Origin of the sequence: Falsiroseomonas bella, from assembly GCF_003173615.1 — a bacterium.
Classification (GTDB): domain Bacteria; phylum Pseudomonadota; class Alphaproteobacteria; order Acetobacterales; family Acetobacteraceae; genus Falsiroseomonas; species Falsiroseomonas bella.
Genome location: NZ_QGNA01000003.1, coordinates 686,394 through 701,205, shown reverse-complemented (window position 1 = coordinate 701,205; position 14,812 = coordinate 686,394). Strand labels below are relative to the sequence as shown.

The window sequence follows — 14,812 nt, the reverse complement described above, 5'->3', positions numbered from 1 at the left end:
GCGGGCGCCGGCGACGCGGTCATGACGCCGTCGGCGATCGCCCCGGTACTGGCCGCCGTCGTCCCGGTGCTGGTCACCATCGCGATCGGATTCTTCTGGGTCCGCTCGGGGCGATCGCTGGAGAACAAGAGCCTCACGCCGCTCGTCGTGAGCATCGGCACGCCGTGCCTCATCCTCGCGACCTTCATCCGCACCGAGATATCGCCGGCAAGCTTCGCGACCATGGCGCTCGCGACGGTGGTGGCGATCCTCGCCTTTGCCGTGGTGGCGTTCGTCGTGCTGCAGGTCCTCGGCCTGCGCGTGCGGACCTACCTGCCGTCGCTGACCTTCCCCAACAACGGCAATCTGGGCCTGCCGCTCGCCGCCTATGCCTTCGGCAGCGAGGGGTTGGGCTATGCCATCGTCTTCTACGCGATCTGCATGGTCGGCCAGTTCACGGTCGGCGAGGCCGTCGCGGCCGGGCGGTCGAACTGGAGCGCGGTGCTCCAACTGCCGCTGATCTACGCGACGGCGCTCGGCGCCGCCGTCTCCTTCCTGGGTGCGGCGCCGCCCGCTTGGATCACGAACACCATCACGCTGATCGGCGGCATGACCATCCCGCTGATGCTGCTGATGCTGGGCGCGTCGCTCGCGCGCATCCGCGTCCGGTCGCTGGGCCGGGCCGCCATGCTGTCCGCCGTTCGCATCGTGCCGGGCGCCGCCGTGGGATACGGCGTCGCCGTGCTGCTGGGCCTGCATGACGCGGCCAAGGCCGTGCTGATCATGCAATGCGCGATGCCGGTGGCCGTCTACAACTACCTCTTCGCGCAGAAATGGAACAACGAGCCGGAGGAGGTCGCGGGCCTCGTCGTCACCTCGACGCTCGCCTCGATCGTCAGCGTGCCGGCGCTGCTGTGGTTTCTCTCGCCCTGAGGAGTCTCGACATGAGGGTTCCCGTGACGATGGTCGATGGCGTCGTCGAATCCACGCTCTCGAGCGACCAGGCCCATTGCGTGCTGTGGCTGCGCGAGCTGGATACGGGCCTCTTCACATTGGGCATGCCCGTCGCGCAGCTTCCGCCGGCGATCGAGCATTTCGCGCGCCTGCTCGCCGAATCCGCCCAGGGCGGCCAGGACATCCGGAGCAAGCTGATCGGCACCGATGGGGTCTTTCGCGCCCGATGGTGCAACGGGCATGACGACGCTGACGGCAATTTCGTGCTGGTGCTTGCGCTCGAGTCAGGTGGCAGGCTCGCCTTCGCATTGTCGGCCGCGGCCACTGCGGCGCTCAAGGACAGCCTCTGCGGGACCGGTCATCGGGCGGCGCCGGCGCCCAGGGAGGACTTGCAGTTCACCCCGTAGACCCGGCTGGTCGCGGGCGTCAGCCGCAATTGTGGAAGCCGCCGCCCGGCAGCGGCGCAAGCTCCAGCACGCCGAGCAGCGCGAAGTCGTCGCCGCGCGGCGCGATCACCAGCGCGCTGCCTTCCGGGAAGGCGCGGCCGGCAACCGCATCGCCGAACACCATGATCCCCGGCGTGCGATGTCCGACCAGCACGCGGTTGGTGCCGGCCGGCGGCGCCTCGGCGAACAGGCGGCGATGCTCGGCCAGCACCCAGGAAAGCCGCGCGCCGGCATAGTCGTCCGCCAGCAGGCTATCGGTGACGGTGACATCGGCCGCGCCGAAGGCGTGCTCCGCCGTGTCGCGTGCGCGATAGACCGGTCCGGCCAGCACCGGCTTCACGACGGGAATGCCCAGAGTGCGCAGCCGCTCCCCGATGCGGCGGGACTGCGCCACGCCGTCGGGGGAGATGTTCCGCTGGCCCGCTCGGTCCCCGATGCGGTAGCTGGAATCGCAGGGCTCGCCGCGCGTGTCCGCGTGGCGGAAATACAGCACGAGCCCGCCCTGGCGCAGCCGCGCCACCAGCGCGGCGCCCTCCGGCTGCTCGGGCGTGACGGGCACCTGGCGCGGCTGCGCCAGGGCAGGCGTGGCGAGAAGCGGCAGGGCGAGAAGCGTGCGGCGCAACATGCGGCGCTACATCGTTGCGCCGCGCCGCAGCTCAAGCCCCGAGGATCGCCTCCACGACTTCCTGCACCTCCAGCGCCTCCCGCAGCGTGGCGAGGTTCACCGTCTCGCCCCGCGTCAGCGCCGCCAGCTTGTCGAGCTGCCCCTTCAGCACCATCGGGCGCATCTTCTCGTTGGGCAGCGCATCCGGCGCGGCGTGCCAGCCGACATCCACGGCCAGCTTCTCGGCATAGGACCAGTCGCGCAGGCGGATCGCCCCGCCCTCGCTCTCCAGCTTCCACTCGTTGTGGTCGTCCGCTTCCGTCGTGCCGACGCCGCCGGTGATCTCCACCGGCACGCCGCCGGCCGAGAGCGTTGCGCGGATCGCCGTCTCGGCGCCGTCGCCGGGTGGGAAGGTGGCGTCGCGCGAATGCAGGGTCAGCGGGCCGAGCTGGCGGCGCGTGAGGAAGAGGAAATGCGACAGCACCTCCCGCGTGAAGCCGCCTTCGGCGCGCTTCGCGAGCCAGCCCGCGGCACCCTGCTGCCAGCCGCGTGGCCAGGTGGCGAAGGCGAGATGGATGGAGAGCGCCTTGGCCGCGCCGAGGTCGCGGCGCCAGGCCGCAAGCTGCGCGACGGCGGGGGAGGAGGCCATCGGGAAGTTCACCGCGGCGCGCCGCCCCGCGGCCTCGGCTGCCGCGACGAAGCGGCGTGCCTGCTCGAGGTCGGAGGCGAGCGGCTTCTCGAGGAACACCGCCTTGCCCGCGGCGAAGGCCGCCTCCGCATGCTGGATGTGGGAGGAGGGCGGGGAGGCGACATAGAGCACGTCGCAGGCCGCGATCACCGCCGCCGCCGATTCGAGCATCGGCAGCCCCGGCGCGATCGCCGCCAGGCGCGCGGCGGCGGCGGGCGCGGGATCCCACACCGCGGCTGGCCGCAGCACCGCGGGATCGTGGTTCAGCGCCGCGCGCAGCAGCCGCTCCCCCATGATGCCGAAACCGACGATGCCGAGCGCGACGGACATGCTGCCCTCCCAGGTGCGTGGCGCTGCATAGATCAGATCCGCGCCGCCCGGCATCACCCGGTCGTGCAAATCCGCGCCGCCGGGCGCATGGCTGCGCGATCCGAGGGTGGACGGCGCCGGGTGGCGGGCTACTACTCGCAGGCGGAATGGTGAGGGCCCGCGCCGGCAGGTCGGCCGGCAGGCCTGCTCACGTTCCTGCCCTGGCGGGAATGGGATGGCGCGATGAGCAAGCCGCTGGACGACTTCAATCGGCGCATGACGCATGGCGACGCTCTCGGGCCGGCGACGAACGCCGCCGAATCCGCCGCGCAGCCCTATCTCGACGCACAGCGGCGCAGCACGGCGCCGACGGGCGGCGGCAGCATCGAATTCGGCACGACGATCAGCGGCATCCTGCTGCTGGTCGGCATCGTCCTGTTCGCCGGCGGCGCCTATGCGCTGGAGACCCTGAAGGAAGGCGCCGCGCTGATGGGGATCGCTGTCCTCATCCTCAGTGGCGGCCTCATCCTGGTCGGCGGCGGCGGGCTGGCGGTTTCCTGCTTCCGGGCCCTCGGCTCCGTCCGCGGCATCCGGGACCTCGGTCTCGCCACCATCGCCGGCCTCCTGGCGTGGTGGTTCGCGCCTTGGTTCGGCTTCGTCGCCCTGCTGCTGCCGCACGGGCTCCTCGCCCTGGGTGCGGCGGCCCTGGTGCTCGTCGTGACGGCGCGCCTTCGCTAGCGTCGCACCGCGGCGCCGCGTGCACCGCGCCAGAGCATCACCAGCAGCGAGATCGCCGCCAGCAGGCCGCAGGCCAGCATGAAGGGCAGGGTCCAGCTTCCGGTCGCGCCGACCGCGAAGGCGAAGGCGGTCGGCGCCGAGAGATAGCCCAGGAAGCACAGCATGATCGCGCCGGAGGACGCCTCCGCCACGCGGTCCGCTGGCACGACGCGGGCGACCTCGGCCAGGAAGATCCCGTTCCAGGATGCCGCGGTGAAGCCGCAGAGGAAGGCGAGGCCGAGCGCCGGCAGCCAGGACAACGACGGACCGACAAGCACCCAGAGGGCGGAAAGCCCCGCCGCCGCAAGCCCGTGGACGCAGAGGCTGCGCGTCGCATCGCCCAGCCGGTCCGCCGCCCAGCCGAGGATGAGCCGGCCGACCACCCCGGCAAGCTGCATCGCGGCGTAGAGGGTGCCGGCGGTCGTCAGCGCCATCCCATGCGCCTCCACCAGCCATGTCACGGTGAAGCTGAACAGGCTGCCCTGCAGCGCCGCGAAGGCGAAGGCCTGCAGGCAGAGCGGCGGCAGGACGGGATGCAGCCGCAGCGTCGTCACCGGCGCGGCCAGGCGCTTCAGCGTGAAGGCCTCGCGGATGGGAAAGGCGGGATTGCGCTCGGCGTCCAGGGTGTGGCGCATGGGCTGCAGGACAAGCGCCGCCGCCAGCGCCGCCGCGACGCCGCAGAACATGGCGGCCTGCCAGCCCCAGGCCGCGGCGACCGGCGCGGCGATCAGCCCGGCCAGCGCGCCCCCGGCCGGCGCCCCGGCCTGCTTCACGGAGAAGATCAGCACCCGGTGCCGCGGCGGCGCCGTGGCCTGCAGGATGCGGCTGCCCGCCGGCCCGGTCGGGCCGTAGCCGATGCCCATCAGCATCGCCGCGAAGGGCAGCAGCCAGAGCTGGCCCATCGCCACCAGCGTGAGCGCGGCCGCGCCCGTCAGCACGCCCCATTGCAACATCCGCGCCGGCCCGAAGGCGGCGACCAGCGGCGTGCCGAACAGCAGGAACAGGATCGCGCCGAAGGTGTTCAGCGAGGAGAAGTTGCCGACCATCTCCGGCGGCACGCCGAGATCCGCCGTCATCCGCGGCGCGACGACCGGCACGAACTGGCTGGTGGCGCTGCCGACGGTCTGGATCAGGAGGGTGGCGAGAAGGGCCGGCAGCCAGGGCGCGCGCATCGGCTGCGCAGCCTGCGTCCGGCCACGCGCCGCGTAAAGCCGGGGGGCGAGGCTCAGCGCCGGAACTTCAGGTCCAGGCCCTGGCGCTTCCAGCGCGCCTCGATCGCGTCCATGTCCACGGTGCCGGAGGGCCTTGCCTTGCTCGGCTGGTCCTTCAGGCCGGGGGCGCGGTCGCGCTGCCAGATCTCGTAGAGCCGGCGCAGCTCGTCCAGCGGCTGGCCGTGGTCGTCCACGCGGATGGAGAGGTCCGGGAAGTCCTCGGTGGTGACCATCACCATCGCCGCGGATTGCCGGCCGCGCTTGTCGCCGCCGGCCGCGTCGCCGGCATCGAGCGCGATCAGAAGGCGTTCCGGCAGCGGCAGCTCGGCATGGGTGACATAGGCGGCGTAGGTGTCCGCCAGCACCGCCGGCCCGGCCAGCATGTTGCCGGCAAAGGACACCCCGGCCGAGGTGACGTCGCCGCACCACTCCACGCAGTTGGCGCCGGTGAAGGCGGCGGCGCGGCCGTGGCGGTCCACGGCATGGATCTGCCGCAGGTTCTTTCCCTCGTCGCCGACCAGCGCGCCCTCGATCGCCGCAGCGGGTGAAAGGCCGCGCGCCATCGCGTCCAACACCGCCGGTCCGAGATAGCGGTTGGTCATGGACTGCGTGGAGACGGCCCCCACGCCCGCGCGGACGAAGGGACAATAGGCGCCGACCGCGAAGGCGCAGGTGGCGACGGCCACCGCGAAGGCGCCGGTGCCGGGATCATGCGCGACGATGGACCAGGTCATGGAGCCATTCCGAATCCCACCTGTCCGGGCACTACATCGGCTGCCGCGGTTGCGCGCAAGCGCCCGGCGCCGCATTTTGCGCCCATCTTGGAAACGGGAGGACACGATCCGATGACTTCGCTGCCGCGCCGCCGCGCCCTGCTGCTGGCCTCCGCCCTTGCCGCACCGGCGCTCTGGCCGGCGGGAAGCCGCGCCCAGGCGACCTGGCCTGACCGGCCGATCCGCCTGATCGTGCCCTTCGGCGCGGGCGGCGCGATCGACACCCTGTCGCGCACCGTCGCCCAGCGCTTCCCCGAGGTCACCAACGGCCAGACGCTGGTGGTGGAGAACCGGGCCGGTGCGGGCGGCACGATCGCCGGCCTCGCCGTCTCGCGCGAGCGGCCGGACGGCAGCGTGCTGATGATGGCCGATGTCGGCGCCAATGCGATCGGCAAGGAGCTGAACCCGAACCTCGCCTATGATCCGGCGACCTCCTTCACGCCGATCATCCACCTGGTGAACCTGCCGGCGGTGCTGATGGCGCATCCCTCGGTGACCGCGACCAGCATCCGGGAGATCATCGAGCAGGCGAAGGCGCGGCCCGACGGCTTCACCTATTCCTCCGCCGGCAACGGCAATGGCAGCCACCTCTTCATGGCGCTGTTCCTGAAGGAGGCCGGCATCAGCATGGTGCATGTGCCCTACCGCTCGGGCGCCGAGATGGTCACGGCGCTGATCCGCAACGACGCGCAGTTCGGCTTCCCGACCGTCTCCTCCGGCATCGGCCAGATCCGTCAGGGCAACGCGAAGGCGATGGGCATCGGCAACCCCGAAGGTACGCCGCTGCTGCCGGATGTGCCGGCGATCTCCACCGTGATTCCGAACTTCCGCGTGGCGGTGTGGCACGGCATCGTCGCGCCGGCGGGCATGGACCCGGCGCTGGTCGCGCGCATCAACGAGGTGTTCGGCCGCATCGCCGCGATGGAGGCGGTGAAGCAGCGCATCTTCGAGACGCAGGCCGGCGCGGTGGTCGGCGGCTCGCCGCAACAGTTCGGCGAGTTCATCCAGGGCGAGATCGCGCGCTGGACCCCGATCATCCGCGCGGGCGGCATCCGCTCCGAGTGATCCCTGCCGGCGCCGTCCCCGTGCGGGGCGGCGCCGGATCTGCGGCCTTCAGCGCAGCTTCGGGGCGCCTGGCTTGCCGTCCCAGCTCTCCACCATCCAGGTGAAGGCGGTCGTCCAGGCTGCGTCGGTGTTGGGCGGCAGCTTGCCGGCCTTCAGGTCGGCGACGCTGACATCCGCCAACTGCAGATGCGGCCGCTCGCCGGGGCGGGAGACCAGGCCCTCATCGGCGCCGACGGCCTCCAGCCGGTCCCACATCGGCGCATGCGCCTCGTCGTCGTCCCAGGACCAGCGGCCTTCCAGCGCGAGCACGAAATCGGCGGCGAGGCCGAACTGGTGCAGGCTGTCCCAGGCCTGGACGGGCGTCAGGATGCGGCCCGGCCGGGTGCGGCCTGAGGCATAGAGGTGGTTCTGCCGCCAGGGACCGCGCAGGCCTTCGTAGATGCCGAAGGGGATGCCCTCCGCGTTCAGCCGCGCGACGGTGCGCAGCGCGCGGTTGCGGAAGGCGGGGTGCAGCATCTTCGGATCGCGGTTCACCCGCTCCACGTTCCGCCACGGGAACATCTCCGTCACCTGCTGCGGCGGCTTGGCGCCGGCCACCTGGCGACGCAGCAGCCCGGCGGGGGCGAAGCCGCGATTGCCCTGCGGCGCCTCCACCTCCAGCCAGGCCTGGCCGGGCTGGCCGACCAGGGTCAGGGTCTGGTCCACCGGCAGGGCTCGCAGCGCCTTGTGCTCCGGCCCCGGCCCTTCGCGGAGCTCGGTCGCGGCGGCGACGCGGTACAGCACGGGGTAGGGGGAGGGTGCCGTCATCGGTGATCCTGTGGAATCGCCCGCCCGTCTGCGGGGAGGGTCGGGGGAGAGGCGCGACCGGAAGGATGGCGCCGGCGCCCCTCTACCCCGGCGGCGTCACGGGTTCCAGACCGGCGGCGATTCGCTGCCGATCTGGCTGGTGATGCGGGTGTAGTGCTCGGGCCGGCGATGCCGGGCGAAGTTGAAGATGGTGGTGCGCCCGAGCTCGCACATGCCGAGGTCGCAATCGGCCGTGATGACCTCGTCCTCCCAGCTCGTCGCCTGGGCCATGATCTCGCCCTGCGGGTTCACGATGATGGAATGGCCGAACAGCTCGTGCCCGTCCTCCGTGCCGGCCTTGGCCACGCCGACGCCGAAGCAGGCATTCTGGTAGCACCCGGCCTGGATCGAGAGATGGCTGTGGGCGACGCGCAGGTGATGCGCCTCGAAGCCACGGTTCTCCATGTTCAGGCTGGGCGTGTTGTAGCCGAGCATGACCAGTTCCACCTGCTGCAGGCCGAGCACGCGCCAGGCTTCCGGCCAGCGGCGGTCGTTGCAGATCATCATGCCGATGTTCACCGGCCCCGCGCCGCCGACCGGCGCGCGCACCACGGGGAAGCCGAGGTCGCCCGGCTCGAAATAGCGCTTCTCCAGGTGCTGCACCTTGCGCACGGGGTCGTACTCCGCGTGACCGGGCAGGTGGACCTTGCGGTATTTCAGCGCGATGCCGCCCGAGGGATGGACGTAGATCGCGGTGTTGTAGCGATGCCCGTCCGGCGTCTTCTCGGCGTAGCCCAGGTGGAAGCCGAGGTTGAGCCGCTTCGCCGCGTCGAAGAGCGGCGCCGTGGCGTTGGACGGCATGGCGTGCTCGTACCAATGATCGGCCTCGGCCAGGTCCTCGTGGTACCAGCGGGGGAAGAAGGTGGTCAGCGCCAGTTCGGGAAAGACCACCACCTCCGCGCCGCGCCGCGCCGCCTTCTCCATCAGCGCGACCATGCGCGCGACCGCCACCTCGCGCCCCTCGGCCTTCTGGATCGGGCCCATCTGGGCGGCGGCGACGACGAGGCGGCGGGACATGCGGTTGCTCCTGGCGGCAAGGCGGCGACGATCCAGGCCGTGGCGGGGCGGGTCAAGCGGGGCGGATCCGCCCGAACCGGACAAGGTTCCGTCCGTGCACAGGCTTGCCGATGCGCCGGTCGGTGGGTACGCGATCACCCCTCGAAACGGGATGCATCGCCTTGCAGCTTCTGTCCCTGGCGGTGCGCCCGATTGCCTGCGCGCTTGCCCTGGCGGCCGCCGCGCCGCCGGCCGGCGCACAGCCGGCCCCGGCCTCGCCGGCACCCTTGGCCGCCACCGTGCCGAACTGGTGGGGCGGCCTGCCGGCGGGGGATGCCCGCATCGCGCGGGACAGCCTGCGCAACGGCCTCACCGTCTGGATCGGCTCGGTGGCCGAGGACGGCTATCTGCGCCAGATCGCCATCCAGCCCTGGAACTACGATTGGGGCGGCGACACCTTCTACGGCGCTTCCTACAGCCGCCGCCTTCTGCGCGTCTGGACGGACTTCGCCGTGGATTTCGAGCTGGGTGCCGGCTACCGCTCCGGGCAGACCAACTCGCCCGAAGCCTGGTACGCCTTCTATCTCCGCTACGACGGCTTTCCCTGGCGCGACCGGCTCTACACCAGCTTCGGCCTCTCCACCGGCATCAACTGGCTGAACACCCTGCCGGAAGTGGAGACCGGCACGCCGCAATACCCCGAGCCGCACACCTCCAGGTTCCTGCACTACTTCTCGCCGGAGATCGCCGTCGGCCTGCCGCACCGTCCGCAGGACGAGCTGGTGCTGCGCTATGCGCACCGCAGCGGCATGTTCGGGCTGTTCAACGGCGTGTGGGAGGGGTCGAACGTCCTGCAGCTCGGGTATCGTCGGCGGTTCTGAGCCGGGCCGCGGCAAGCCCCGCCGGCGACGGCTTGCCCGACGCCGCCGGCACACGAGATGTGACTGGCCATGCCGTATCCGAAGCGCGTCGCCCGTCCCGCACCCGATCTCGTCGCCGGCGCCGCCGGCGCGGTGAAGGACGCGATCGCGCGGCAGGTCGTCGCGCTGTTCAACGACCGCAGCCGCGGCGAGCAGCCGGTGCGGCGCCAGCCCGATGGCCTGTTCGGCCCGGCCGCCGTCGCCTGGCGGGTGCATGGCGACGTCACGGCGATGATGGTCGGGGGCGTCGCGGCGCTGCTGCTGCAGATGCTGCATCCCGGCGTGCTGGCGGGCGTCTGGGACCATTCGCGCTTCCGCCACGACATGCATGGCCGCCTGCGGCGGACGGCGCGCTTCATCGCGCAGACCACCTATGCCGGGCGGGAGGAGGCCGAGGCGGCGATCACTCGCGTGCGCCGGATCCATGATCATGTGCGCGGCACCCTGCCCGATGGCACGCCCTATGCGGCGAACGATCCCGCGCTGCTCGCCTGGGTGCATGTGACGGAGGCGACGAGCTTCCTCGCCGGCTGGATCCGCTATGCCGAGCCGGGCATGCCGGCGGCGGACCAGGACCGCTATTTCGCCGAGATGGCCACCATCGGCACCGCGCTCGGCGCCGATCCGGTGCCGCGGTCGCGGCTGGAGGCACGACGCCTGATGCACGCGACGCGGGGCGACCTCCGGGTGGACGATCGCACGCGCGAAATCTGCCGGCTGCTGCTGACGCATCGCAGCGGCCATCCGCTCTCGACGCCGGTGGAGGCGCTGACGGCGCAGGCCGGTGTGGACCTGCTGCCCGACTGGGCGCGGCGGATGCATGGGCTCGACACGCCCATGCTGGCGCGCCCGCTGGTGCGCGCCGGCACGCTCGGCGTCGCGCGGACGCTGCGCTGGGCCTTTACCTGAGGCGGGCGATCACGCCGGCGGCGTTGCGCCCACCTGCTCCACGATGCGCCGATAATGCTGCGGCCGGCGGTGCTGGGCAAAGTTGAACATTTTTTCCTTGCCCTGCCGGCAGGCGTCGAAATCCACCTCGGCAAGGATCAGCTCGTCGCCGAGCGTATTTGCCTGTGCCACCACCACGCCGTTCGGGTCCACGATGCAGGACCCGCCGATCAGCCCCGCGCCGTCCTCGTTGCCCGCCTTCGCGACCGCGCAGGCCCAGGTCGCGTTCATGTAGGCGTTGGACTGCGCCGCGAGCGTGGAGTGGAAGGTGCGCAGCTCCGCGCTCTCGCTCTCGCCGCCATTCGGGTCGTAGGCGGCGGAGTTGTAGCCCACCATCACCAGCTCCACGCCCTGCAGGCCGAGGCAGCGCCAGCCCTCCGGCCAGCGGCGGTCGTTGCAGACCAGCATGCCGAGCACCGGCCGGCCCCATGCCTCAGGCCCGCGCGCCACGGGGAAGCCGAGGTCGCCATACTCGAAATACATCTTCTCGAGCTGCTGGTACTTCTGGCCCGCCTTCACATGGTCGCTGCCGGGCAGGTGGACCTTGCGGTACTTGAACAGGATCGCGCCGTCCGGCCCGACCGTGATCGCACTGTTGAAGCGGTGCCCGTCGGGGGTGAGCTCGGCATAGCCGACATAGAAGCCGACGCCGAGTTCGCGCGCGCGGTCGAACAGCTTCTGCACCTGCGGGTTCGGCATCGCCGTCTCGAAGCTGCCGAGCAGTTCCGGATCGTTCCGCTCCATCGGCCATCGCGGAAAGAAGGTGGTGAAGGCGAGTTCCGGGAAGACCACCAGCTTCGCGCCCTGCACCGCCGCCTGCTCCAGCAGCGCGATCATGCGCGCGAGCGTCGCGGCGCGGCTGTCGGCGCGCTGGATCGGGCCCATCTGGGCGCCGGCGAGGATCAGCTTGCGGGTCATCGAAACAGGTCCCTGATGTCCTGGCGCGTGCCGCCGATGCTGCGCCACACCGCGATGAAGCCGCCGGCGAGGCCGACGCCGGCAAACAGCCCGCCCATCCCCGGCGTGTTCGGTGCCAGAGACGGTCCGAGCATCGCGCCAAGCAGCCCGGTGCCGATGCCCACCAGCATCGCAAGGACGAACTGCGTCATGCCCGGCTTCTGCCGCGCGGGTGCACGTTCCGGCCCGCCGCGTGAGGGGCGCGGAGGGCGCTTGATCCAGCGCTGGTGCTGCGGGCGTTCGGAAGCCATGCGGGGGGTGTAGCGCCGGCCGCCCGGCGCGTCAGCCCGCCGCCTGCGGCCCGATCGGGCAGGTCGCCTCGCGGCTCACCAGGTCGAAGACGAAGAGCATCTTCGCCATGCCCGTCAGCACCGCGGCCACCATCGCCAGCTCCACCATCTCGGCCTCCGAGAAGAAGTGCCGGAGTTCGGCGGCGAGCGCAGGCGTGACCTCGCCGCGCATGTTGGGCAGCGCCATCTGCTCCGCCAGGCGCAGCACCGCGCGTTCCTTCGCGTCGAAGGCGGGGCTGTCGGTCTCCCACATTGCCGCGACCTGCGCCTCGGTCACGCCGGCCTCGAGTGCGGACTTCGTGTTGCCGCGGTTGCAGAAGGCGCAGCCATGCAGGGTGGAGAGCTTGAGACGCAGGATCTCCTTGATCCGGCGCTCGACGCGCCCCTTGAAGAAGACCTCGGCGTAGAAGCCGTCATAGTACCAGCCCAGCAGTTCCGGCGCCTGGGCCAGCACCTCGATCAGCGTGGCCTCGCCGCGCACCTGGTCTGCGGTCTCCGCCACCTTCCGCCAACGCTCCGGCATGGCGGCGCGGGGCAGGGGCGGGATGCGCGGATCAGGCATCGATGGTGCTCCTTTGCGCCCCGCGTCCTGCGCGGGGCGAGCCGCCGAATGGCGGCCGCGGCAAGTGCCGCGAGCCAAGCCGCCGGAGGCGGCGCCCGGCGCTTGAGGGCGCCATCATGACTCAAGCGCGGAGCGCTTGTGCTGCCGCGGCACGAAGCGGCCGGTGCCGGGCTTCGCCTTCACCGCCGCGCCGTCCCAGATCTCGCTGCCGCGCAGCCAGGCGGAGGCGACGCGGGCCTTCATCGGGCGGCCGTGATAGGGCGACCAGCGCGCATCCTCGCGGTCCTGGATGATGCGCTCGTCGAAGACGAAGTCGCCCGTCTCCAGGATGCAGAAATCGGCGTCCGCGCCGAGGCGGATGCCGCCCTTCTTCGGGTCGAGCCCATGGTAGCGCGCCGGCTCCTCGGAGCAGAGGCGGGCCATGACGGTCGGCGGCAGGCCGCGCTCCGCCAGCAGGGTGTACATCAGCGGCGCGTAGCTCTGCAGGCCGGTCAGCCCGGCGCCCACGGCGAAGATGTCGCCGTGATACTCCTTCTTCGGCTTCGGCCAGGGGGCATGGTCGGTCGAGACGTAGGAGACGATCCCCTCCCGCACCGCGCCCCACATCCGCTCCACCTCGGCCGCGGTTCGGAAGGGCGGGTTGCACTTCCCGAAGCCCTGCAGGCGGACGATGTCCTCCTCCGTCATGCACAGGTACTGGATGCAGGCCTCGCCCGAGGTCTTCGCACCCTGGCCGCGGTAGATCCGCGCCAGCTCGAAGCCGCGCGCCAGGGAGGAATGCGCGATGTGGACATGCGCGCCCGTCTCCAGCGCCATCTCGAAGATCTCGAGGTCGGCCATCGTCTCGGTGATCGGCGGGCGGGTGCGGCAGTGCCAGATGGGGGAGGTGTTGCCCGCGGCCTTGGCGGCCTCGGTCAGCTTCACCACCAGCTCCTGGTCCTCGTTGTGGACCGCGACCATCAGCCCGGTCTTGGCGATCTCCGCGAAGGCCGAGAGCATGGTCGGGTGGTCGATGCGCGGGAAGCGGTGCGCGTCGTATTCATAGGTGGAGACCTTGAAGGCGCTCGCCCCGGCCTCCGCGATGGCGGCGATGTCCTCGAGCCCGCCGGATTTCTTGATCGTGCCGTAGAGCGCCATGTCCACATGCGACAGGCGGTGCACATGCTCGACCTTGTCGGCGAAGATTGCCGCCGTCGTCACCGGGTTGGGCACGTCATAGGGCATGTCGCAGACCGTGGTGACGCCGCCGGCCGCGGCCGACATGGTCGCGCCCTCGATCCCCGGCCATCCGGTGCTGGACGAGGTGTGCATGTGCCCGTCCACCAGGCCCGGCATGATCACCTTGCCGGAGAAATCGGCCAGGCGCTTCGCCGGCGGCGGCGCGCCGGCGCCGATCGCCGCGATGGTCTCGCCCCGCACCGCGACATAGCCGCCCTGGATCACGCGGTCAGACAGCACCACGTCGCCGGTGACGACGAGGTCGAAGGGGGCGGCGTCGGTCATGCGGGCCTCTCGGTGGCGTTGGTCGGCGGCAGGCTAGCCCCAGGGCGCCGCGCGTGGAACCTTCCCGCCGTCGTCTTGCTGCCGACCCCGCGCGGCGCGAGCATCGCCGCATGAACGCCGCCGCCCGCCTCCGCGCCCGCCTCACGCCCGATCGCCCGGCCATCGCGATGTCCGCGCACAACCCGCTCTCCGCGAAGCTGGCGGCCGAGGCGGGGTTCGACGCGATCTGGGGCAGCGGCTTCGAGCTCTCGGCCGCGCATGCGGTGCCGGATGCCTCGATCCTCTCCTGGGAGACGCACCTGGCCGCGATGCGCGCCATGATCGAGGTGCAGGATGCGCCGGTGGTGGCCGACATCGACACCGGCGGCGGCAACGCCGTCTCGGTCGCCTACCTCGTGCCGCGCTACGCCGCGGCCGGCGTCGCGGCGGTGGTGATGGAGGACAAGACCTTCCCCAAGGATTCCAGCCTGCGCCCCGGCGGGCGGCAGGAGCTGGTCCGCGTCGAGGAGTTCCAGGGCAAGATCGCAGCGGCGCGCGTGCCGGACGGCCCGCTGGTGATCGCGCGGACGGAGGCGTTGATCGCCGGCCTCGGCCAGGCGGAGGCGCTGCGACGCGGCGAGGCCTATGCCGAGGCCGGGGCGGATGCGGTGCTGATCCATTCCAAGCAGAAGACGCCCGACGAGATCCTCGCCTTCTGCCGCGCCTGGACGGGGCGCGTGCCGCTGGTGCTGGTGCCGACTTCCTACCCGCAGCTCTCCTTCGCGGAGGTGGCGGCGCTGGGCAAGGTCGGGCTGATCATCTGCGGCAACCACGCCATCCGCGCCGCGGTCGGCGCGATGCGCGAGACCTTCGCCCGCATCCTGGCCGAAGGCGGCATCGCGGGTGTGGAGGGACGCATCGCCAGCGTGGCCGACGTGTTCGCCCTGCAGGGCGACGACCGGATGCGGGCGATCGAGGCGCGCTTCCTGCGCTGAGCGCGGCCGC

The 14,812-nt window shown here is 71.6% G+C and carries 17 protein-coding genes; 7 read left to right on the top strand and 10 right to left on the bottom strand.

What is annotated here, in order from left to right; genetic code table 11:
- The first annotated feature begins 21 nt into the window (after positions 1-21).
- Both DFH01_RS15925 and DFH01_RS15920 read left to right on the top strand, forming a co-directional pair.
- On the top strand, positions 22-912 hold the full coding sequence (locus tag DFH01_RS15925) for an AEC family transporter (protein WP_146217074.1): 891 nt from the start codon (positions 22-24) through the stop codon (positions 910-912).
- Positions 913-923: 11 nt separating this feature from the next.
- Positions 924-1,340: a hypothetical protein gene (locus DFH01_RS15920; protein ID WP_158287782.1), complete on the top strand. Its 417-nt coding sequence runs from the start codon at positions 924-926 to the stop codon at positions 1,338-1,340.
- Between the two features lie 19 nt (positions 1,341-1,359).
- On the opposite strand, the gene DFH01_RS15915 is transcribed toward DFH01_RS15920, so the two are convergent.
- Both DFH01_RS15915 and DFH01_RS15910 read right to left on the bottom strand, forming a co-directional pair.
- Positions 1,360-2,004 carry a histidine phosphatase family protein gene (locus tag DFH01_RS15915; RefSeq protein ID WP_109871417.1) on the bottom strand — a complete coding sequence of 215 codons (645 nt, stop codon included), beginning with the start codon at positions 2,002-2,004 and terminating at the stop codon, positions 1,360-1,362.
- 31 nt (positions 2,005-2,035) lie between these two features.
- Positions 2,036-3,001 carry a Gfo/Idh/MocA family oxidoreductase gene (locus tag DFH01_RS15910; protein ID WP_109871663.1) on the bottom strand — a complete coding sequence of 322 codons (966 nt, stop codon included), beginning with the start codon at positions 2,999-3,001 and terminating at the stop codon, positions 2,036-2,038.
- Between the two features lie 222 nt (positions 3,002-3,223).
- Between DFH01_RS15910 and DFH01_RS15905 the strand changes: the two genes are divergently transcribed.
- Positions 3,224-3,718 (top strand): hypothetical protein, encoded by a 495-nt coding sequence (locus DFH01_RS15905; protein WP_109871416.1) that lies wholly within the window; start codon positions 3,224-3,226, stop codon positions 3,716-3,718.
- Here DFH01_RS15905 and DFH01_RS15900 read toward each other — a convergent pair.
- Together DFH01_RS15900 and DFH01_RS15895 are read right to left on the bottom strand one after the other, a co-directional pair.
- Entirely contained in the window at positions 3,715-4,929 is a 1,215-nt protein-coding gene (locus DFH01_RS15900; protein ID WP_109871415.1) for an MFS transporter, read from the bottom strand. The two genes, DFH01_RS15905 and DFH01_RS15900, sit on opposite strands and share 4 nt — an antisense overlap.
- A 53-nt stretch (positions 4,930-4,982) precedes the next feature.
- On the bottom strand, positions 4,983-5,702 hold the full coding sequence (locus DFH01_RS15895; RefSeq protein WP_109871414.1) for a DUF1028 domain-containing protein: 720 nt from the start codon (positions 5,700-5,702) through the stop codon (positions 4,983-4,985).
- 111 nt (positions 5,703-5,813) lie between these two features.
- Between DFH01_RS15895 and DFH01_RS15890 the strand changes: the two genes are divergently transcribed.
- Positions 5,814-6,806, top strand: coding sequence for a Bug family tripartite tricarboxylate transporter substrate binding protein (locus DFH01_RS15890; protein ID WP_109871413.1), 993 nt, complete (start codon positions 5,814-5,816; stop codon positions 6,804-6,806).
- A 48-nt stretch (positions 6,807-6,854) separates the two neighbouring features.
- Here DFH01_RS15890 and DFH01_RS15885 read toward each other — a convergent pair whose 3' ends face one another.
- Together DFH01_RS15885 and DFH01_RS15880 are read right to left on the bottom strand one after the other, a co-directional pair.
- The gene (locus tag DFH01_RS15885) at positions 6,855-7,613 is read right to left on the bottom strand and encodes an SH3 domain-containing protein (protein WP_109871412.1); all 759 of its coding nucleotides are present in this window, start codon (positions 7,611-7,613) and stop codon (positions 6,855-6,857) included.
- A gap of 96 nt (positions 7,614-7,709) precedes the next feature.
- The gene (locus DFH01_RS15880; protein ID WP_109871411.1) at positions 7,710-8,669 is read right to left on the bottom strand and encodes an N-carbamoyl-D-amino-acid hydrolase; all 960 of its coding nucleotides are present in this window, start codon (positions 8,667-8,669) and stop codon (positions 7,710-7,712) included.
- Positions 8,670-8,830: 161 nt separating this feature from the next.
- Here DFH01_RS15880 and DFH01_RS15875 point away from each other — a divergent pair, with 161 nt between their 5' ends.
- Positions 8,831-9,529, top strand: coding sequence for a hypothetical protein (locus DFH01_RS15875; RefSeq protein WP_109871410.1), 699 nt, complete (start codon positions 8,831-8,833; stop codon positions 9,527-9,529).
- Between the two features lie 69 nt (positions 9,530-9,598).
- Positions 9,599-10,477 (top strand): oxygenase MpaB family protein, encoded by an 879-nt coding sequence (locus tag DFH01_RS15870; protein ID WP_109871409.1) that lies wholly within the window; start codon positions 9,599-9,601, stop codon positions 10,475-10,477.
- Between the two features lie 9 nt (positions 10,478-10,486).
- Here DFH01_RS15870 and DFH01_RS15865 read toward each other — a convergent pair whose 3' ends face one another.
- From DFH01_RS15865 to DFH01_RS15850, 4 genes are all read right to left on the bottom strand, one after another.
- A complete protein-coding gene (locus DFH01_RS15865; RefSeq protein ID WP_199231248.1) occupies positions 10,487-11,434 on the bottom strand; it encodes an N-carbamoyl-D-amino-acid hydrolase in 948 nt (315 codons plus the stop codon).
- The gene (locus DFH01_RS15860; RefSeq protein WP_109871408.1) at positions 11,431-11,625 is read right to left on the bottom strand and encodes a hypothetical protein; all 195 of its coding nucleotides are present in this window, start codon (positions 11,623-11,625) and stop codon (positions 11,431-11,433) included. Before DFH01_RS15860 ends, DFH01_RS15865 begins: the two co-directional genes overlap by 4 nt.
- A gap of 130 nt (positions 11,626-11,755) precedes the next feature.
- Positions 11,756-12,325 (bottom strand): carboxymuconolactone decarboxylase family protein, encoded by a 570-nt coding sequence (locus DFH01_RS15855; protein ID WP_109871407.1) that lies wholly within the window; start codon positions 12,323-12,325, stop codon positions 11,756-11,758.
- Between the two features lie 114 nt (positions 12,326-12,439).
- Positions 12,440-13,828: a dihydroorotase gene (locus tag DFH01_RS15850; protein WP_109871406.1), complete on the bottom strand. Its 1,389-nt coding sequence runs from the start codon at positions 13,826-13,828 to the stop codon at positions 12,440-12,442.
- Between the two features lie 110 nt (positions 13,829-13,938).
- On the opposite strand from DFH01_RS15850, the gene DFH01_RS15845 reads away from it, so the two are divergent.
- Entirely contained in the window at positions 13,939-14,802 is an 864-nt protein-coding gene (locus DFH01_RS15845; RefSeq protein WP_109871405.1) for a phosphonopyruvate hydrolase, read from the top strand.
- The last annotated feature ends 10 nt before the right edge of the window (positions 14,803-14,812 follow it).

What these genes read in the sequence shown, in the direction of transcription:
- DFH01_RS15920 (WP_158287782.1), top strand. Translation starts at nt 924, where the DNA reads ATGAGGGTTCCCGTGACGATGGTCGATGGCGTCGTCGAATCCACGCTC.
- DFH01_RS15860 (WP_109871408.1), bottom strand. Translation starts at nt 11,625, where the DNA reads ATGACGCAGTTCGTCCTTGCGATGCTGGTGGGCATCGGCACCGGGCTG.
- DFH01_RS15925 (WP_146217074.1), top strand. Translation starts at nt 22, where the DNA reads ATGACGCCGTCGGCGATCGCCCCGGTACTGGCCGCCGTCGTCCCGGTG.
- DFH01_RS15915 (WP_109871417.1), bottom strand. Translation starts at nt 2,004, where the DNA reads ATGTTGCGCCGCACGCTTCTCGCCCTGCCGCTTCTCGCCACGCCTGCC.
- DFH01_RS15850 (WP_109871406.1), bottom strand. Translation starts at nt 13,828, where the DNA reads ATGACCGACGCCGCCCCCTTCGACCTCGTCGTCACCGGCGACGTGGTG.
- DFH01_RS15900 (WP_109871415.1), bottom strand. Translation starts at nt 4,929, where the DNA reads ATGCGCGCGCCCTGGCTGCCGGCCCTTCTCGCCACCCTCCTGATCCAG.
- DFH01_RS15855 (WP_109871407.1), bottom strand. Translation starts at nt 12,325, where the DNA reads ATGCCTGATCCGCGCATCCCGCCCCTGCCCCGCGCCGCCATGCCGGAG.
- DFH01_RS15880 (WP_109871411.1), bottom strand. Translation starts at nt 8,669, where the DNA reads ATGTCCCGCCGCCTCGTCGTCGCCGCCGCCCAGATGGGCCCGATCCAG.
- DFH01_RS15870 (WP_109871409.1), top strand. Translation starts at nt 9,599, where the DNA reads ATGCCGTATCCGAAGCGCGTCGCCCGTCCCGCACCCGATCTCGTCGCC.
- DFH01_RS15895 (WP_109871414.1), bottom strand. Translation starts at nt 5,702, where the DNA reads ATGACCTGGTCCATCGTCGCGCATGATCCCGGCACCGGCGCCTTCGCG.
- DFH01_RS15885 (WP_109871412.1), bottom strand. Translation starts at nt 7,613, where the DNA reads ATGACGGCACCCTCCCCCTACCCCGTGCTGTACCGCGTCGCCGCCGCG.
- DFH01_RS15865 (WP_199231248.1), bottom strand. Translation starts at nt 11,434, where the DNA reads ATGACCCGCAAGCTGATCCTCGCCGGCGCCCAGATGGGCCCGATCCAG.
- DFH01_RS15845 (WP_109871405.1), top strand. Translation starts at nt 13,939, where the DNA reads ATGAACGCCGCCGCCCGCCTCCGCGCCCGCCTCACGCCCGATCGCCCG.
- DFH01_RS15905 (WP_109871416.1), top strand. Translation starts at nt 3,224, where the DNA reads ATGAGCAAGCCGCTGGACGACTTCAATCGGCGCATGACGCATGGCGAC.
- DFH01_RS15890 (WP_109871413.1), top strand. Translation starts at nt 5,814, where the DNA reads ATGACTTCGCTGCCGCGCCGCCGCGCCCTGCTGCTGGCCTCCGCCCTT.
- DFH01_RS15910 (WP_109871663.1), bottom strand. Translation starts at nt 3,001, where the DNA reads ATGTCCGTCGCGCTCGGCATCGTCGGTTTCGGCATCATGGGGGAGCGG.